The 16,779-nt window shown below is 66.2% G+C and carries 15 protein-coding genes; 10 read left to right on the top strand and 5 right to left on the bottom strand.

Going from position 1 to position 16,779, the window contains the following annotated elements; genetic code table 11:
- Positions 1–17: 17 nt before the first annotated feature.
- Positions 18–884, bottom strand: a complete 867-nt coding sequence (locus EO174_RS17605; protein WP_126946290.1) for an SDR family oxidoreductase — start codon at positions 882–884, stop codon at positions 18–20.
- Between the two features lie 213 nt (positions 885–1,097).
- On the opposite strand from EO174_RS17605, the gene EO174_RS17600 reads away from it, so the two are divergent.
- The 3 genes from EO174_RS17600 to EO174_RS17590 all read left to right on the top strand — a co-directional run bounded on the left by EO174_RS17600 (position 1,098) and on the right by EO174_RS17590 (position 3,363).
- On the top strand, positions 1,098–1,283 hold the full coding sequence (locus EO174_RS17600; protein ID WP_104535190.1) for a hypothetical protein: 186 nt from the start codon (positions 1,098–1,100) through the stop codon (positions 1,281–1,283).
- 571 nt (positions 1,284–1,854) lie between these two features.
- Complete coding sequence (locus EO174_RS17595) at positions 1,855–3,135, top strand: sigma-54 dependent transcriptional regulator (protein WP_104583191.1); 1,281 nt, start codon at positions 1,855–1,857, stop codon at positions 3,133–3,135.
- Positions 3,136–3,363, top strand: a complete 228-nt coding sequence (locus EO174_RS17590) for a hypothetical protein (RefSeq protein WP_164739098.1) — start codon at positions 3,136–3,138, stop codon at positions 3,361–3,363. It abuts the gene before it with no gap.
- On the opposite strand, the gene EO174_RS17585 is transcribed toward EO174_RS17590, so the two are convergent.
- On the bottom strand, positions 3,357–3,740 hold the full coding sequence (locus EO174_RS17585) for a hypothetical protein (protein WP_104583192.1): 384 nt from the start codon (positions 3,738–3,740) through the stop codon (positions 3,357–3,359). The genes EO174_RS17590 and EO174_RS17585 overlap by 7 nt on opposite strands.
- Positions 3,741–3,945: 205 nt before the next feature.
- On the opposite strand from EO174_RS17585, the gene EO174_RS17580 reads away from it, so the two are divergent.
- Together EO174_RS17580 and EO174_RS17575 are read left to right on the top strand one after the other, a co-directional pair.
- A complete protein-coding gene (locus EO174_RS17580; RefSeq protein WP_164740249.1) occupies positions 3,946–7,500 on the top strand; it encodes a CheR family methyltransferase in 3,555 nt (1,184 codons plus the stop codon).
- A gap of 262 nt (positions 7,501–7,762) precedes the next feature.
- Positions 7,763–8,332 (top strand): hypothetical protein, encoded by a 570-nt coding sequence (locus EO174_RS17575; protein WP_126946287.1) that lies wholly within the window; start codon positions 7,763–7,765, stop codon positions 8,330–8,332.
- Positions 8,333–8,574: 242 nt separating this feature from the next.
- Here EO174_RS17575 and EO174_RS17570 read toward each other — a convergent pair whose 3' ends face one another.
- On the bottom strand, positions 8,575–9,474 hold the full coding sequence (locus EO174_RS17570) for a manganese catalase family protein (protein WP_126946284.1): 900 nt from the start codon (positions 9,472–9,474) through the stop codon (positions 8,575–8,577).
- Positions 9,475–9,608: 134 nt separating this feature from the next.
- Positions 9,609–10,115 carry a ferritin-like domain-containing protein gene (locus tag EO174_RS17565; protein ID WP_104583195.1) on the bottom strand — a complete coding sequence of 169 codons (507 nt, stop codon included), beginning with the start codon at positions 10,113–10,115 and terminating at the stop codon, positions 9,609–9,611.
- A gap of 511 nt (positions 10,116–10,626) precedes the next feature.
- Here EO174_RS17565 and EO174_RS17560 point away from each other — a divergent pair.
- Positions 10,627–10,821, top strand: a complete 195-nt coding sequence (locus EO174_RS17560; RefSeq protein ID WP_104583196.1) for a hypothetical protein — start codon at positions 10,627–10,629, stop codon at positions 10,819–10,821.
- A 23-nt stretch (positions 10,822–10,844) separates the two neighbouring features.
- On the opposite strand, the gene EO174_RS17555 is transcribed toward EO174_RS17560, so the two are convergent.
- Positions 10,845–12,059, bottom strand: a complete 1,215-nt coding sequence (locus tag EO174_RS17555) for an FAD-dependent oxidoreductase (protein ID WP_126946281.1) — start codon at positions 12,057–12,059, stop codon at positions 10,845–10,847.
- A 306-nt stretch (positions 12,060–12,365) separates the two neighbouring features.
- On the opposite strand from EO174_RS17555, the gene EO174_RS17550 reads away from it, so the two are divergent.
- The 4 genes from EO174_RS17550 to EO174_RS17535 all read left to right on the top strand — a co-directional run bounded on the left by EO174_RS17550 (position 12,366) and on the right by EO174_RS17535 (position 16,587).
- Positions 12,366–13,649 carry a histidine kinase gene (locus EO174_RS17550; RefSeq protein WP_126946277.1) on the top strand — a complete coding sequence of 428 codons (1,284 nt, stop codon included), beginning with the start codon at positions 12,366–12,368 and terminating at the stop codon, positions 13,647–13,649.
- The gene (locus EO174_RS17545; protein WP_126946274.1) at positions 13,646–14,422 is read left to right on the top strand and encodes a LytTR family DNA-binding domain-containing protein; all 777 of its coding nucleotides are present in this window, start codon (positions 13,646–13,648) and stop codon (positions 14,420–14,422) included. Before EO174_RS17550 ends, EO174_RS17545 begins: the two co-directional genes overlap by 4 nt.
- 35 nt (positions 14,423–14,457) lie before the next feature.
- Positions 14,458–14,829 carry a hypothetical protein gene (locus EO174_RS17540; RefSeq protein ID WP_119128265.1) on the top strand — a complete coding sequence of 124 codons (372 nt, stop codon included), beginning with the start codon at positions 14,458–14,460 and terminating at the stop codon, positions 14,827–14,829.
- 162 nt (positions 14,830–14,991) lie between these two features.
- Entirely contained in the window at positions 14,992–16,587 is a 1,596-nt protein-coding gene (locus EO174_RS17535; protein WP_126946271.1) for an APC family permease, read from the top strand.
- Positions 16,588–16,779 lie beyond the last annotated feature (192 nt).

Raw genomic sequence — 16,779 nt, 5'->3', positions numbered from 1 at the left:
GTGCGGCGTTGGGCGGGTTACAGCGTGACTGCGCCGCCGGCAATGGTGAGCAAGGTGCCCGAGGTGTAGCTGGCGGTATCGGCTGCCAGCATCACGTACGCCGATGCCAGCTCGACCGGCTGCCCGGGGCGGCCCATCGGTGTCTGGCCGCCGAAGTTTTCCACCGACTCCTCATCCATGCCGGCGGGAATGAACGGCGTCCAGATCGGACCCGGCAATACCGCGTTGACGCGGATGTGCTTGTCGGCCAGCACGCCGGCCAGGCCAATGGTCAGGTTGGCCAATGCCCCCTTGGTGGCGGCATACGGCAGGATGTTCGGCGTCGGTTTCTTGGATTGCACCGAGGCGGTGTTGATGATGGAGCCACCGTCGGTCATCAGCGGCACCGACAACTGCACCAGATGGAACACGGCATGCACGTTGGTGTCGAAGGTCTTGCGCCACTCCTCCAGCGTGATGTCTTCAAAATTTTCGAAATACTGCTGGTAGCCGGCGTTGTTGACCAGGATGTCCAGGCCGCCGAAGGTGCTGTTGACCTTGTCGATCAACGCAGCGGCCTGGGCGGGGTCGCTGATATCGCAGCCCACCAGCAACGCCTTGACGCCGGCCTTCTCGATCAATGCGCCGATTCTGGCGGCGTCTTCCTGCTCTTCGGGAAGATAGGCGATTGCCACGTCGGCCCCCTCGCGTGCATACGCAATCGCCACGGCCGCGCCGATGCCGCTGTCGCCGCCGGTGATCAACGCACGTTTGCCGGTGAGCTGCCCGTGGCCGACATAACTGTCTTCGCCATGGTCCGGGCGCGGGTCCATCTTTTCGGTACGCCCGGGGAAACCCTGTTGCTGCGGTTTGAACGGCGGGCGGGGGTAGTTGGGTACGGGCATTGGTGTCTCCTGACGAGATGACGCATCACTGTGATGCAGCAGTGTGCGCACGCAAACGTAAACGCACGGGCTAGGCGATGTCGGCGGCGTGTGTGGTGCCGCCGCCGATTGCGCGCGCGCCGCTTGCTTCACGCCACCGCGCAGCTTTGTTCACTGCTCTGCAATGCGCACCGGCCTAGCGTGGGCTCATGACCACAACGCAGGAGAACGACGATGGGCAGTGAACCGAAAAAGCCGTGGGGTCCGGACGATGATCAGAAAAAGCCGTTTACGCCGCAGGAACAGCGCAACGAGGATGTGGAGTGGAAGGTCCACGACATGCCCGATGAAGACCGCGATGTGAACAAGGCCGACCCTGAACACGACTACGAACGCCCGGACGGCTCAGAAAAGCGCTGAGTCGCGCGCAATGCTGCAGTTGCGGCGTCCGTCATGCCGGCGCACGCAGGCGCGCGCCGCGTCATGGCGCTGGCGTGGCGGATCCATGCACACCGTCTCTACGCCTGCCGCGTAGGCTAGCGGTCGTACCTCGCGATCACGGCTTGCATCCGTTGGCCCTGAAGCCGCGGTTGCGCGACGCTGCAACCAGCGTCTCGGCTCGCCTCATCGCCCCTCAACCGCCTCGCCGCCACATCATGGCGCAAGCGAGCTGATCCAGCAGCTCGGTCTAGCCGCGCCCGCGCAGGCCGCGCTCCTATTCCCATCAAAGCATGCGCTGTTTGGCGTTTCGACGCATTCGACGCGTCGACCGACCCCAACCGTGACGCTTGGCACTGGCGCAATCCCGCGTTGCCCTGCGTACTTCGGGCAAACTTCTACGGCGAGCTCGACTCTGGGGAAGCGAGCGCCAGGTGGCCGGACGGCCGTGACAGCGATGTGCGATTTTCGTGGTGGCGTGCAGGCGCGTTTTTCGCGCCGCCGTCACAATTCTCAACTGAACATGTATTAGTCATTGCGGACAGAAGCGCTCATGGACCGTCTTTCCTGCGCCATCATCGACGACGACGTGGAGTTCTGCGATCAGGTGGTTGAGCTAGCCACCGATAGCGGCTTCCGTGCCAAGGGCATCCACACCCTTGGCGAAGCCAGCCGTTGGCTGGACAGCAACTTTCCCGACCTGTTGGTGGTGGATGTTGGCCTGCCCGACGGCAGCGGTTTCGATCTCATCGAACGGCTCGACCCGGATCACACGCCGCAGATCGTGGTGGTCTCGGGCGATTACGCCTACGAAACCCAGGGCCGCGCGCAGCAGTTCGGCGTCAGCGAGTTCCTCACCAAACCGTTCGCGCCCGAACGGCTGGAACGCGTGCTCGGCGGCCTGCGTGAGGCGCAGCAGGGCAACCTGGGCATCATCGGCAACAGCGACAGCATCGTGCTGTTGCGCAAGGACATCGTGCGCGTGGCGCCGACCGATCTGAATGTGCTGGTGACCGGCGAAACCGGCACCGGCAAGGACCTGGTCGCGCGCGCCATCCATCGGGTCTCCGGCCGGCGTGGTCGCTTCGTGCCGGTCAACTGCGGCGCCATTCCCGAGGAACTGCTGGCCAGCCAGCTGTTCGGCCACGAGCGTGGCAGCTTCACCGGTGCCGATCGTCGGCATGCCGGGTTCCTGGAGCAGGCGGCAGATGGCACGCTGTTCCTGGATGAGATCGGCGAGATGCCGACCCGGCTGCAGGTCTACCTGCTGCGGGCGATCGAGTCGCGCAGCTTCATGCGTGTGGGCGGCAGCGAGGAAATTCCGCTGGACGCGCGGGTCGTCGCGGCGACGCACCAGCATGTACAACGCGAGCACGGCGTGCTGCGCGAGGATCTGTTCTACCGTCTCAACGAATACCCGATCCAGGTGCCGCCGCTGCGCGAGCGTCGCGGCGACGCGCGTCTGTTGGGCCTGCGCGTGATCGACGAGCTCAACGTCAAGTACGGCACCCGCAAGCTGCCGACCAAATCGTTGTTGCGTTATCTGGCCTACCACACCTGGCCGGGGAATGTGCGCGAGTTGCGCTCGTTCATCCGCTACCTGTATCTGCGCTCGGACGGTGACCTGTTGAGCGCGCCGGATGTGGTGCAGACCGTGCCGCAGGCCGACGAAGACGGCTTGCTGATTCCGGCGGGGTGGACCATGCGCCAGGCCGAGGACGCCATGATCGAGGCGGCACTGGCGCGCACGCGCTTCAACAAGAAGGCGGCTGCGCGCGAATTGGGGATCAGCGTGCGCACGCTGCACAACCGGCTCAGCGACAAGGACGCGTAAGTGAGCGACGCATCGCATGGACGGCGGCGCGAGCTGCTGCATCAGCTGCGCAACCGCCTCAACGTGATGGGCTTTGCGTTGTATGCATTACGCAGCGAGACCTCCAAGCCCATGGAGACCTTGCGTGCCACCCATCAGTCGGCGGTGGAGTTGCTCAACCAGCTCGGCGAGGAAGAGCGCGCCCTGCGCCAGGACGGTGCGGTGCCTGCCGACGGCACCGATCAGTAATGCTCGGCCGGTTGGGTCTGGCTGCTGAGCAGCGCGGTGATCGTTCGCGGGTTGTAGGGCTTCATGCAGTACGACAGGTGCGCAAACCGCGGCGGTAGCGTGTAGCGGTCGTAGCCGGAGCAGAACGAAAACGGTACCCCGCGCTGCAACAGCGCATCGGCCACCGGGAACACCGGTTGGCCACGCACATTGACGTCGAGCAATGCGCCGTCGATGGTCTGTCCGGAGGTCACCAGCGACAGCGCCTCGGGCACATTGCCCACCGGTCCGAGCACGCAGACGCCGGCCTCCACCAACAGGTCGTTGAGTGATTCGGCCAGCAGGTAATCGTCCTCGACCACGAGGATGCGAAGTCCGTTGAGTGGATTGTCCAGCATGGGAATTCCTCGCGCGATGGCGCGGTCCGGCGACGCGCACGCCATAGTGCGCGCCGTGTCGGTTAAGGCCGCGCGTAAGCAGGCGCTTCCAGACCCATTGCGTGCAGTGCCTGTACCGCTCAGATGCCGCGTAGCGGTAGAGGCAGGTTTACGCCATCATTGACGATTGCGCCTGACACCCGGCGCCGTTGATGCGATGGCTGCAATGACAGACGACGACACCTCCTGCGACGACACCGCAGCGGCCACTGCGCCCGATGCCGTGGCGCCACCGCCGTTGTTCATTCTCGGTGTCGGTGCCGACGGCCTGGACGCCACGCGCCTGGCCGAACTGCTCGACGCAGTGGCTGGCGCGCCCAATCTGGTCATCATGCTGTTGCTGCGCGATCGTCACCTGCTCGACGAGTCGCGCCTGCGCGAGTTGCTCGGCCCGCAATCCAGTCTGCTGCTGGCACCTGCAGATGGCGATGCGCTGCATCCCGGACGCATCTACCTGCCGCCCAGCCAGACGCTGGTGACCCTGGAAGAAGGCCGGCTGCGGCTGCGCCCGCTGGAGGACGCCAGCGATCACGGCCTGATCGACAGCTTCTTCGTCTCGATGGCGCATGACCAGGACGGCAACGTGATCGGCGTGATCATGGGGCGCTTGGATGGCGACGGCACGCTGGGCACCGCGGCCATCAAGGAGTGTGGCGGCCTGGCGCTGGCGGTGGACGACCCGTCCTTGCACGGCATGGATCTGCGCAATGCCGGCAACCCGGCCGCCATCAGCGACGACATCCTGCCGCTGCCGCGGGTGGCCGCACGCATCGCCGCACACATGCAGCGCCACCATCGCTTCGGTCATCCGGCACCGGTGGGCGTGCGCAACGGCAGCGAGAACGATCAGCTCAGCCAGGTCGCCAGCATCCTGCGCAATGCCACCGGCCACGATTTCCATGGGTACAAGCGCGCCACGTTCCTGCGCCGCGTGCAGCGCCGCATGCAGGTGGTGCAGGCGGACACGCTGGAGCAGTATCTGGAGCAGCTGCGCAGCCGCTTCGACGAACCGCTGTTGTTGTTCAACGATCTGCTGATCGGCGTGACCCAGTTCTTCCGCGACCGCCGCGAGTTCGAGTTCCTGGAGCAGCAGGTGATTCCGCGCCTGTTCCAGGGCAAGCAGCCGGGCGACCACCTGCGTGTGTGGGTGCTGGGCTGTTCCACCGGCGAAGAGGCGTATTCGCTGGCGATGCTGTTGCGCGAGCATGCGCAGACGCTGGACGTGGCGCCACGCATCCAGATCTTCGCCAGCGACATCGACGGGCGGGCATTGGCCATTGCGCGGGTGGGGCGTTATTCGTCCAGCATCGTCGCCGATGTGGGGCCGGAGCGCCTGCAGCGCTGGTTCGTCAAGGAAGGCGACACCTACGTGGTGAGCAAGCAGCTGCGCGAGTTGTGCGTGTTCTCGCAGCACAGCATCGTCAAGGACCCGCCGTTCTCGCGGCTGGATCTGGTGTCGTGCCGCAACCTGCTGATCTACCTGGATGCCGAGCTGCAGAACCGGGTGATCCCGGTGTTTCACTTTGCGCTCAAGCCGGGCGGCTACCTGTTCCTGGGCAATGCCGAAAACGTCTCGCGGCATGCCAAGTTGTTCGCACCGGTGGAGCGCAGCTTCCGCGTGTTCCAGAAGATCGATGCCGACAGCCGCATGCATGCCCCCTTCCCGTCGTCTGCGCCCGGACTGGACGGCCACGCGCCGGCAGCAAGCCGCCAGCAGCGCAGCGTCAGCAATGCACTGGTGCTTGCCGGCGAGCGCATCGCCGACCGCTACGCGCCGGCCTATGCGGTGCTGGACGAGCATTTCGATGTGCTGCATTTCTCCTCGCAGGCCGGACGCTTCATCCGTCCCGGCGGCGGCGCGCCCAGCCTCAACCTGCTCAACCTCGTTCACCGCGACCTGCGGCTGGAGTTGCGCAGCGCGCTCGGCCGTGCCGAAGCGGACATGACGCCGGTGCAGGCCAAGGGCATCCAGATGCACGAGGATGCGGCGACCCTGGCGGTGGACCTGTTCGTGGAGCCGACCTCGGATTCGGAGGTGCCGCGCGGCTACGTGGTGCTGTTCCAGGAAGTGGAAGCGCGTGAGCTGGCCGAGCTGGCGCCGCCGAAAGACACCGTGTCCGACAACGCACATGTGCAGGCGCTGGAGAACGAGCTGCGCATGACCCGCGAGCGGCTGCAGTCGATGATCGAGGAGCTGGAGAGCACCAACGAAGAGCTCAAGTCCTCCAACGAGGAATACCAGTCGCTCAACGAAGAACTGCAGAGCGCCAACGAAGAACTGGAAACCTCCAAGGAAGAGCTGCAGTCGGTCAACGAGGAAGTCACCACGGTCAACGGCGAGCTGGCCCACCGCGTGCAGGAACTGGCGCATGCCAACAGCGACCTGAAGAACCTGCTGGAAAGCACCCAGATCGCTACCGTGTTCCTGGACAACGAGCTGCGCGTGACCAACTTCACCCCCGCGGTGACCGACATCCTGCCGTTGGTGGAAAGCGATATCCACCGGCCGATCAGCAACATCAAGCTGCACGTGACCTACGACGAACTGCAGGACGATGTGCGCCGGGTGATCCGCACGTTGGCGGTGCTGGATCGCGAGGTGGAAAACCCCGCCACCCGTGCCCGCTACATGGTGCGGGTGCTGCCATACCGCACGGTCAACAACTTCATCGGCGGCGCGGTGTTGACCTTCATGGACGTCACCCCGCTAACGCGCGCCGAGCGCGCGTTGCGCAGCAGCGAGCAGCGCCTGCGTACCTTGATGGAGGGGATTCCACAACTTGTGTGGCGTTCGCGCGATGGCGGCCGCTGGACCTGGTCCAGCCCGCAATGGTCCAGCTATACCGGGCAACACGATGGGCAGAGTCTGGAGCTGGGCTGGTTGCAGGCAGTGCATCCGGACGAGCGCGAGCTGACCTTGAATGCCTGGCACGACAGTGCGCGCACTGGCGGGCTGGACGTGGAGCACCGCCTGTTCAATGCAGCCGAGCACCGCTACCGCTGGTTCCATACGCGCAGCGCGCCGGTGCTGGACGAACGTGGCCAGGTGCTGGAGTGGCTGGGAACCTCGACCGAATCGGACAACCTGCGCCGCCTGCAGGATGAGCAGCGCGTGCTGGTCAGCGAATTGCAGCATCGCACCCGCAACCTGATCACCGTGGTGCAGTCGGTCGCCAAGCAGACCGTACAGACCAGCCACAGCATGCCGGAATTCGCCGGCAGGTTCGACGACCGGCTCTCGGCGTTGTCGCGCGTGCAAGGGCTGTTGTCGCAGTCGGACAACGAGCCCACCACCATTGGCGCATTGCTGCGCATGGAGCTGGATGCGCTCGGTGCCGAGCCCGACCAACGGCGCATCGTGGTGGACGGCCCGGAGGTGGCACTGCGCAAGTCCACCGTGCAGACGCTGGCGCTGGCACTGCACGAGCTCGCGACCAATGCACTCAAGCATGGCGCATTGGCGGTAGCGACCGGCACCTTGTCGGTGCGCTGGGAAGTGGTGACCAACGACGACGCCTCGGCGCGCCTGGTGTTGTTGTGGACCGAAGAAGGCGCCAGCCAGCAACGACGCAACGATCGCGACCAGGCAAGCGGATTCGGCCGCCGCCTGATCGAAAAAGCCCTGCCGTACAGCCATGGCGCGCAGACGCGTTACGAGCTCAGCGATACACGCCTGGAATGCGAGATCCAGTTGCCGCTGACCTCGCTGCACGATCCATAGCCGAGCGCACGCGTGCGTGCAGTCTCTGCGCACGCTGGCAGGCGCTACGGTGCCGGTGTGCGAATGCAGTGCACATCCACGCACCCGCACGGAAAATCCTGCGCGTGCGTGCAGATGTTTGCGACCAATTCGCACCTCGCAGCGCCGCCGCTGCCGCTGCCGTCATCCAAGACCGTTGCAGGACGCCTGTGTGCGGGATCGAAAAACTTGGCGCGTATTGTGCGTAGCTGCTGCTGTCATCAAGCTGCACAGTGGAGTCAACATGATTACGCGCATCCTTCAGTTGTCAGGCCGCGTTGCGAGCAATGCCTGGGTCGAGATCGGTGTCGGTGCCGATGCCGACATTCTGGTTGCCGACCGTGGCGGCAGACGCGAGGAGCGTGCAACCTTCGGTCGACGTGCGCCGGGACAGCAGCGCTCGATCAATACCCAGGAGCCGGAGTGGCTGGGGCGGGTCGACCTCGCCATCTGGGAAACCCAGCGCTGCCTGATCCCGCTGTGCGGATTCGTCTGCACCGCATCGGCAGATGGCGCCACCTCGGCAACCTGGTTGAGCCAGGACGGGGGTGCGGTGTACGCCGCAGGCCTGCGCAATGTCATGGATATCGGCGGCCGCCTGCAGATGGGGTTCTCACTGCTGGTCGCGTCTTCGGCCAGCCTGCCGACACAGCGTCCCTTATGCGTCGACGGCGATGCCACGCAGTGGCTGCAGCGCAGTGGCGAGGAGGCGATGCGTCACCTCTTGCCCTGGCGGCTGGAGCGTTGCACCACCGCGGCGGACGTGCGGCCCGAGTGGACCGATGCGCAGGCCCGACAGGCCGCGCCGGTGTGAGGCGTGGTGGCAGGCAGTGGCAACAGGAGGCCCGATGGGCCTCTTTTTTTGTCGTTCGGTAACGCGTTGCCCACGGGGCGGCGTCCCTTGGCGCGCCAGCTACAGTGCGTGGTCGTGGCAGATGATGTGCCCAGGTGCGGCAACAGCCACCTGCAGGACCGTCAACGGAAAGTACGTCGCGCATTAAAAAGCCCGGGTCGCGAACGACCCGGGCTAATCTCAGCAATCGCTGTCGAGGACGATCAGCGCTGGATGTCGCCAGTGGTGGAGCCGGCCCCCGGGCCTGCGCCCAGGTCTGCACCGGTCACCCGATCCAGCTCCGGGTTGGAGAGCAGGCGCAGCGACATCGCATCCAGTGCTTCGGTCTGCGTTGCATCCAGCGTGACCGTGGCCGAGCCATCGCCGCCGTCCACCGCGGACTGCAGCTCACGGTCTTCCACCACCTCCCACTGCTCGCCGGCATTCCAGGGGCCAACCGTATCGCCTTCGCCCTGCGACATGTTGTAGTAGACGTCGGTGAAGCGCGGGTCGCCCGGCAGCTTGCCCGGCGGGAAGTTCGGTTCGATCGCGTACAGCGCCTTCTCGAAGGATTTCTGATGCGCCACTTCGCGCGTCATCAAAAAGCGCAGTGCATCGACGATGCCCGGGTCATCGGTGACGGTGATCAGGCGCTCGTAGACCAGCTTGGCGCGGGCTTCGGCAGCGATGTTGGAGCGCATGTCCGAGGTCGGGCAGCCGATCGAATCGACATAAGCCGAGGTCCACGGCACGCCGCTGGAATTGACCAGCGCCGGGCCGCCGCCGTACAGGATCTGCTGGGTGTGGCTGGTGCTGTTCTGGGTCATGGAGCGCATCTCCATGGCCTCTTCCATGCCCTCGGACAACACGGCCTTCGGGCCCTTGTTGAGCATGGCGATGATCGAACCGATGATTTCCAGGTGGCTCAGTTCTTCGGTGGCGATATCGAACAACAGGTCCTTGCGGCCCGGATCGTTTTCGCCCAGTGCCTGAGTGAAGTACCGCATCGCCGCGGCAAGCTCGCCCTGCGGCCCGCCGAACTGCTCGAGCATCAACGTGGCCAGATCCGGATTGGGTTCGGCAACGCGAACGGTGTACATCAAACGCTTGTTATGCATGAACATGGGTCGTGTTTCCTGGCTGGCGCCCGGCGACAACTGCAACGCGGCATGCGCGCAGAAACCTGGGGCTGGCTACGGGTGGGGGTTGCCTGCGGGATGCAGGCAAACGCAGGCGGCAGCGCCGCCTGCGCAGGGCATCAGGCCGCCTTGCTGGGCTTGGATGCCTTCTGATTGCCGCCTTGCTCGGCAAGCAGGGTCAGCTTTTCATCGGTGGCTTTTTCTTCTTCCAGCGTGGACAGCAGCAAGGTGACTGCATCGGTGTAGCCCAGCTGCTTTGCGATCGCTGCAATGGTGCCGTACGAGGCGATCTCGTAATGCTCCACCTTCTGCGCGCCGCCAATCAGCGCCGCATCGCGTACCGGACCTTCCTCGATCTCATCGATCACCTCACGGCTTTCCTCGACCAGGCCTTCCATCGCGGCGCACTTGATGCGCTTGAGCTTGATGCCGAGCAGTTCGACTATCTGGTCGATGCGTTCGATCTGGCCCTGGGTTTCTTCCAGATGCAGCTTGAACGCTTCCACCAGCTTGGGTTCGGTTGCCGCACGTGCCAGACGCGGCAGTGATTTGGTCAACTGCTTTTCTGCGCTGTAGATGTCCGACAGCTCGTGGACGAAAAGCTCTTCAATTGTCTTGATCGCCATGGGCGGCTCCTAGGGGATGAATGGATGGATGAACAATGCGGTGCACCGGGTGTGGGTCTTGCCCTTCGATGCGCGCGAGCCAGCAGTTGCATCGCCTCGACGGCACGCTGCCTGCCATGACGCGTGGCATGCAGCGTTGGGTCGTGCACATGCACGCTGTCTCGCATGGTTGCTACGCTAGCTGTCGGCGTGTTAGCGCAATTGGTGGATGCGGTGATCCCGATGCGATGGCGACCTGTGCCGTACGCTGCGCCGACCACACGCGGTCGCCGATGCGATGGCGCCGCGTGGTGGGGCCTCGCTGCAAGCAACAGGGGCACTTGCTCAAGCTGCGCCGTGCACCGCGCATGGTGAATGCGCTACCTGCCGCATCAGGCACCCACCTTGCGCAGAGGGCAAGACCGGCGATCAGCGCCAGTATCGGCACCGTGCAGCATGGACGGCGGAGGATGCACGCCGTTGCGGACCGATGCGCTACAACCGATGGCTCGTCCTTGCCCCGGAGGCTGCCATGACGCCGTTGGACAAACCGCTACGCCGCGAGCTGCAGATCGGCGAGCAGGCCTACACCTTGATCATCGACCCGCAGGGCTTGAAGCTGGTCGAAAAAGGCCGCCGCAACGGCGTGACCTTGCGCTGGGACGAGCTGGTCAGCGGCGATGCCGCACTGGCCCGCGCGCTGCAGGCCTCGCTCGGCGAGTCCTGACTGCAGCGCGCAGGCAAGGCGACTCAGGCCTGAGGAAACAGCCGCGCCAGCTCGCGGACCGCTGCCGCGGATGCCGCGTGATCCGGCGTGGGGTCGGGGTTGTTGAAATCGTTGGCACCCTGCGCCTGCACCAGCACGCCATCGCGGCGCGGTACCACGTTGAGATTGTGGCCGCGCCACACCAGCCCGTAGGTCACTTCCGGTTGCGGAATCAGGCGCGCGGTCTGCCCGCGCACCGGGATGACGCTGTCGTCGCCAAGCAAGGCACGCGCCCCGTAGCCGGTGGCATTGACCAGGATCTTTTCGCGCAACTGGCCGAACTGGCGCGGATGCTCGAAGCTGCGCGTCTGCAGCTCGCCGCCGGCCTGCAGGAAGTCGTCCATCAGCAGCCGCGCATAGGCGCTGAGGTTGAAGGTCAACTGGCTGTAGCGACGCACGAACGGCACCGGAAACGGATGCCTGCCGGGGGCGACCGGCTGCGAGCGCGGGCCGAGATCGTCGAGCAGTTCGCGCTCCAGCGGCGGGTAGTCCGGCTCGTGCGCTTCGGCCGATGCGCTCGGCTGGTCGAACGGCACATCCGACAGCGCGTAACCATCGCGCCATTCGATCGGCTCGCCCGGCAGGCCCAGCAGGGTCTGGTAGCGGCGGAACGAGATGCGCGCCATCTCTTCCCAGCGGGTCCTGAAATCGGCGCTGGCGTATTCGCTGGTGCACACCCGCGAGTCCGGCGACCACACGCCGGTGGCGTAGAACGAGCGCACGTCCGGCAGGCGCTCGCGCGCATAAATGCGCACGCGCAGGCCCGCGCGTTGCGCCACCAGCGCGGTGGTCAGCCCGATCGCACCGCAGCCGATCACCGCCAGCTCGCGCACCTCCGCATCGGCGGTGCGCACCAGCCGCAGCGCATGCTCGGCCGCGCCCCACGACAGCGACCACCCGCTGCCGCCATGTCCATAGTTGTGCACCACCGTCTTGCGGCCGATGCGCTCGGCCTCGATCCGCGGCCCCTGCGCACGGAACGGGCGGGTGCAGCCGTTGATCGCGATGATGCGATCGACGGACGCACGGATCGGTGCCAGCGGCAGCGCTGCGGCGAACTGCTCGGGCAGGGCGCCCGGTGGCATGGCGGGCAATGGCGAAGACGGCGCAGCGGCCGCCTTGCCGGTCGCGGCCCAGCTTCCGGTGGAAGCGGCCGCAAGCGCAAGACCGGCGCTGTGCAGGAAATGACGACGGTGCATGCGACTCCTGAGCGGTATGGAGGAGATGATCGGGACCACGGCGCCTGCGCAACCGGCCACGCGCCGCGCGCCACGCAGCATCGGTAGAAGCCAGGAGCTGCGTCGCCGCGCGCGACGCCCGGTGGCCGCCGCTTGCGGACCTGGAGCATACCGCGCGCGTCAGCGCCTGCCATCGCCGGCCGGGCCGGGTTTCGCACCGCGATCCGGGCAATTGGGGCCGCGCTGACGGCCATTCGTCGCCCGGGGCTTTCGTCCGATCGCTTGCCGGCTATGCTCGCCGCGTCCCAACCCGACGAGTCGCCACCCGTGTCTGCCAGCGTCTTCCTGATCGTACGTATCGTGTTCGCCTGGGCGGCGGCGTTGGTGGTGGCCGGGATCATGTGGGCGCAGCTGTTCGGCTCCACCGGCGCGTTCTTCGGGCTGATCTGCGTGGTGCTGCTGACCCTGGCCCTGATGAGTGCGATCACCCATGTGCGGCGGGTGCGCCTGATCGCCGGGCGGCTGGATCACGACACCTTGTCGACCCGCCAGCGGCGCCAGATCGAAGTGCCGCTGGACGTGCAGGCCAGCTTCGCCGTGGTCGAGGAGGCGGTGCGCGTGCTGCCACGCGTGCAGGACATCGAGTGCGCGCCCGGCAGCCTGCTGATCCGCGCCAAGGTGCGCCGCATCGACCCCTATGAGGGACGCCAGCCCTCGCGCTGGAACCTGTTCGCGCGTTTTGCGATCAAGCGCAACCAGGTGCTGGTGACGATCACGCCAGGGCAGGGCACCAGCAGCGTCACCGTGCTGTGCGAGCCAGACGCCGGCGCCTGGGTGGACCTGTTTGCGGTGGACGAAGGCAGCAATTACGAGAACGCCGAGGCGATCAACCGCGCGGTGGTGCGGCGGGTCGGCGAGCAGCGCCGCGACGAACAGGCCGCGGCCGAGCAGTCGGTGATGGAAAAGGAGCTGGCCGTGGCACGCCTGAATCTGCTGCATGCCCAGGTCGAGCCGCACTTCCTCTACAACACGCTGGCCAGCGCGCAGGTACTGGCGCGCACCGACCCGCCGCGCGCCGACATCATGATCGGCCATCTGATCCAGTATCTGCGCAGCTCGCTGCCCAGCGCCGACGGGGCCATCTCCACCCTGGGCGAGGAACTGGAGCGCACCCAGGCCTACCTGGAGATCCTGCGCATCCGCATGGGCACGCGGCTAGTGCTGCAGGTGGAGGTGCCGCACGAGCTGCGCGCGCTGCAACTGCCCTCGATGATGCTGCAGACCCTGGTGGAGAATGCGATCAAGCATGGGCTGGAACCCAAGCCCGGCGGCGGCACGGTGTGGATCCTGGCGCGTCGCATCGACGACCATGCCACGCTGACCGTGGCCGACGATGGCCAGGGCTTCAGCACGCACACGCAAGGTACCGGCATCGGCCTGAAGAACCTGCGCGAACGTCTGCAGCTGATCTACGCCGGCAGGGCCAGCTTTGCCATCGTGTCCAACTTCCCCAGCGGTGTGGCCGCCACCATCACCTTGCCGCTGCCCGCGTCCATCATGCCGCCACCGGTGCCCGCTGCGCAGATTCATGCCACACAGGTGCAGGCATGAGCGCGCTGCGTGCGGTGATCGCCGAAGACGAGGCGCTGCTGCGGCAATCGTTGCTGACCCTGCTGGCGCAGGTGTGCCCGCAACTGCAGATCGTGGGCGAATGCGAGGACGGCGCCAGCGCGCTGGAAACCATCGCCACGCAGCAGCCCGATGTGGTGTTCCTGGATATCCGCATGCCCGGGCTCACCGGCATCGAGGTGGCGCGTGCACTGCGCGAAGTCAGCCCGCGCACCCAGGTGGTGTTCGTCACCGCCTACGATCAGTACGCCATCGATGCGTTCGAACACGGCGCGGTGGACTACCTGCTCAAACCGATCAGCCGCGAGCGCCTGCAGGCCACCTGGCAGCGCGTGCAACAGCGCGCCGCCGCCGGCCAGCCGGACGGCCAGCTGCTGGAGGCCTTGTTGCAGCGCCTGTCCGCGCGCCCTGTCGCCGCCAGCGCCGCGCCGCCACTGGCCTGGCTCACCGCCAGCAGCGGCCGCGAAACGCGCCTGATCGCGCTGGACGAGGTGGCGTATTTCCAGGCCGATCAGAAATACACCACGGTGATGACCGCCGCCGGCGAGGCGATCCTGCGCACGCCGCTGCGCGAGTTGCTCGACGTGCTGGACCCGCAGGTGTTCAAGCAGATCCACCGCTCCACCATCGTCAACATGAAGGCGGTCGCCTCGGTGGTGCGCGAGGACACCGGCAAGGGCCGGCTGGCGCTGCGCGGGCGCAGCGAAACGCTCACCGTCAGCCAGCCCTTCATGACCCTGTTTCGCGGCATGTAATTCCCCCGATCGCATCGACTGAAAGGATTGCTGATATGCGCCTGATCGCCTCCCTTGTGTATTGCCTGCTGGCATTGGCCGGTTGCCACGACCGCAACGGCACCACCTCCATCACCCGCGCTACCAGCAACGGCCAGGACGTGCTGTTCAGCAAGACCCTGGCCACTGCCACCGATCTCAATGTGCACTGCCTGGCCAGCAGCAGCGGCCGCTGCCATTACCTGGTCTACGAGGACCACTGCGCTGCGTCTGCCGCCGGGCAGGCCGCGGGCACGCCGGCCTGCGCACGCAGGACCCTGGACAGCTTTGCGCTGGCACCCGGGCAGGTGCGCGAGCTGCACGGCATCCCGCGTCAGGCGCGCACCTGCGTGGATACCAGCGCGCCCGGCGCCGATTGCCATGGCTGAGCCGGACATCTGACGCCGGAACTGGCGCAACGACGCTTCATCCCTGTCATGAGGCAGGCCGCAACCGGACCCAAGCCTGAATACGCACTGACGATCAGCGGCCGCTTCTGCGATCATTGCCGGCTTGTTGCCGGTTCACGGCGTCCTCACAGTCAGGCTCTCATGTCCGAACAATCGCTACGCCGCGACGTTGGCCCCTTCGCCCTCATGCTTACCGGCCTGGGCTCGATCATCGGTTCCGGCTGGCTGTTCGGCGCCTGGCGCGCCGCCGGCCTGGCCGGCCCCGGTGCGATCTGGGCCTGGATCCTGGGCGCGGCGATCATCACCACCATCGCGCTGTCCTACGCGGAACTGGGCGCGATGTTCCCCGAGTCCGGCGGCATGGTGCGCTACAGCCATTACTCGCACGGCTCGCTGGTGGGCTTCATCGCCGGCTGGGCCAACTGGATCGCGATCGTCTCGGTGATCCCGGTCGAGGCCGAGGCCTCGGTGCAGTACATGGCGTCCTGGCCGTGGGCCTGGGCGCAGGGCCTGTATGTGCAGGCACCCGGCGGGGCGGGGGAGTTGTCGGTGCCCGGCCTGCTGATCTCGGCGGTGCTGGTGCTGGTGTATTTCTTCCTCAATTTCTGGAGCGTCAAGCTGTTCGCGCGCTCCAATACCCTGATCACCGTGTTCAAGCTGGTGGTGCCGGCGGCGACCGGCGTGGCCCTGATCGCCAGCGGCTTCCACAGCGAGAACTTCAGCGTCGGCATCCACGGCGATGCGCATGTCATCGACCTGGCCGCGGTGCTCACCGCGGTGGCCACTGCCGGCATCGTCTTCAGCTTCAACGGCTTCCAGAGCCCGGTGAACCTGGCCGGTGAAGCGCGCAACCCGGGGCGAAGCATTCCGTTCGCGGTGCTGGGCTCGATCGCGCTGGCCACGGTGGTCTACGTGATCCTGCAGGTGGCCTACATCGGCGCAGTGCCGCCGGACCTGCTGGCCAAGGCCGGCTGGCACGGCATCGACTTCCGTTCGCCGTTCGCCGAGCTGGCCATCATCGTCAACCTGCATTGGCTGGCGATGCTGCTGTACATCGATGCCTTCGTCAGCCCCAGCGGCACCGGCATCACCTATACCGCCACCACCGCGCGCATGGTCTACGGCATGGAAAAGAACGGCACCATGCCGTCGGTGCTGGGCAAACTGCACCCGGTCTGGGGCGTGCCGCGCATGGCGATGTTCTTCAACCTGGCGGTGTCGTTCGTGTTCCTGTTCTTCTTCCGCGGCTGGGGCACGCTGGCGGCGGTGATCTCGGTGGCGACCATCATCTCCTACCTCACCGGCCCGATCAGCGCGATGGCGCTGCGTCGTCATGCGCCCGAACTGCACCGCCCGCTGCGCATCGCCGCGCTGCCGGTGCTGGCCGGCGTGGCCTTCGTGATGGCCACCGAACTGCTGTACTGGGCGCGCTGGCCACTGACCGGCGAGATCATCCTGCTGATGGTCGTGGCGCTGCCGGTGTACTGCTACTACCAGGCCAAGCAGGGCTGGCCGGATCTCGGGCGCAACCTCAAAGGCGCGGCCTGGATGATCTGCTACCTGCCGACGATCGCGCTGCTGTCCTGGGCCGGCAGCAGCGACTTCGGCGGGCATGGCTACCTCAGCTACGGCACCGATCTGGCCGTGGTCGCGGTGGTCGGCGCGGTGTTCTACATCTGGGGTGTGCGCAGCGGTTGGCGCACGCCGTCGGTGGAGAAGGCCGTCGCGCAGGCGTAAGCGCCTGCTTGCTGACAACGGATCGACCGGGCGCCGTCTCCAGGCGCCGCAAACGACGACGGCCGGTGCACTGCACCGGCCGTTCTTGTTGGTCGCCACGCACGCCAAGAGTGCAGCGACTGGCACTGCCTTGGCAGCGCACGCCCTGGAGCGATCAGATATCGGGCCGATCAATCCGCCTGTTTTCGCCCG

Origin of the sequence: Xanthomonas sp. BRIP62418 (assembly GCF_003993495.1) — a bacterium.
Classification (GTDB): Bacteria; Pseudomonadota; Gammaproteobacteria; order Xanthomonadales; family Xanthomonadaceae; genus Xanthomonas; species Xanthomonas euroxanthea.
This window is presented reverse-complemented; position numbering and strand designations above follow the sequence as displayed.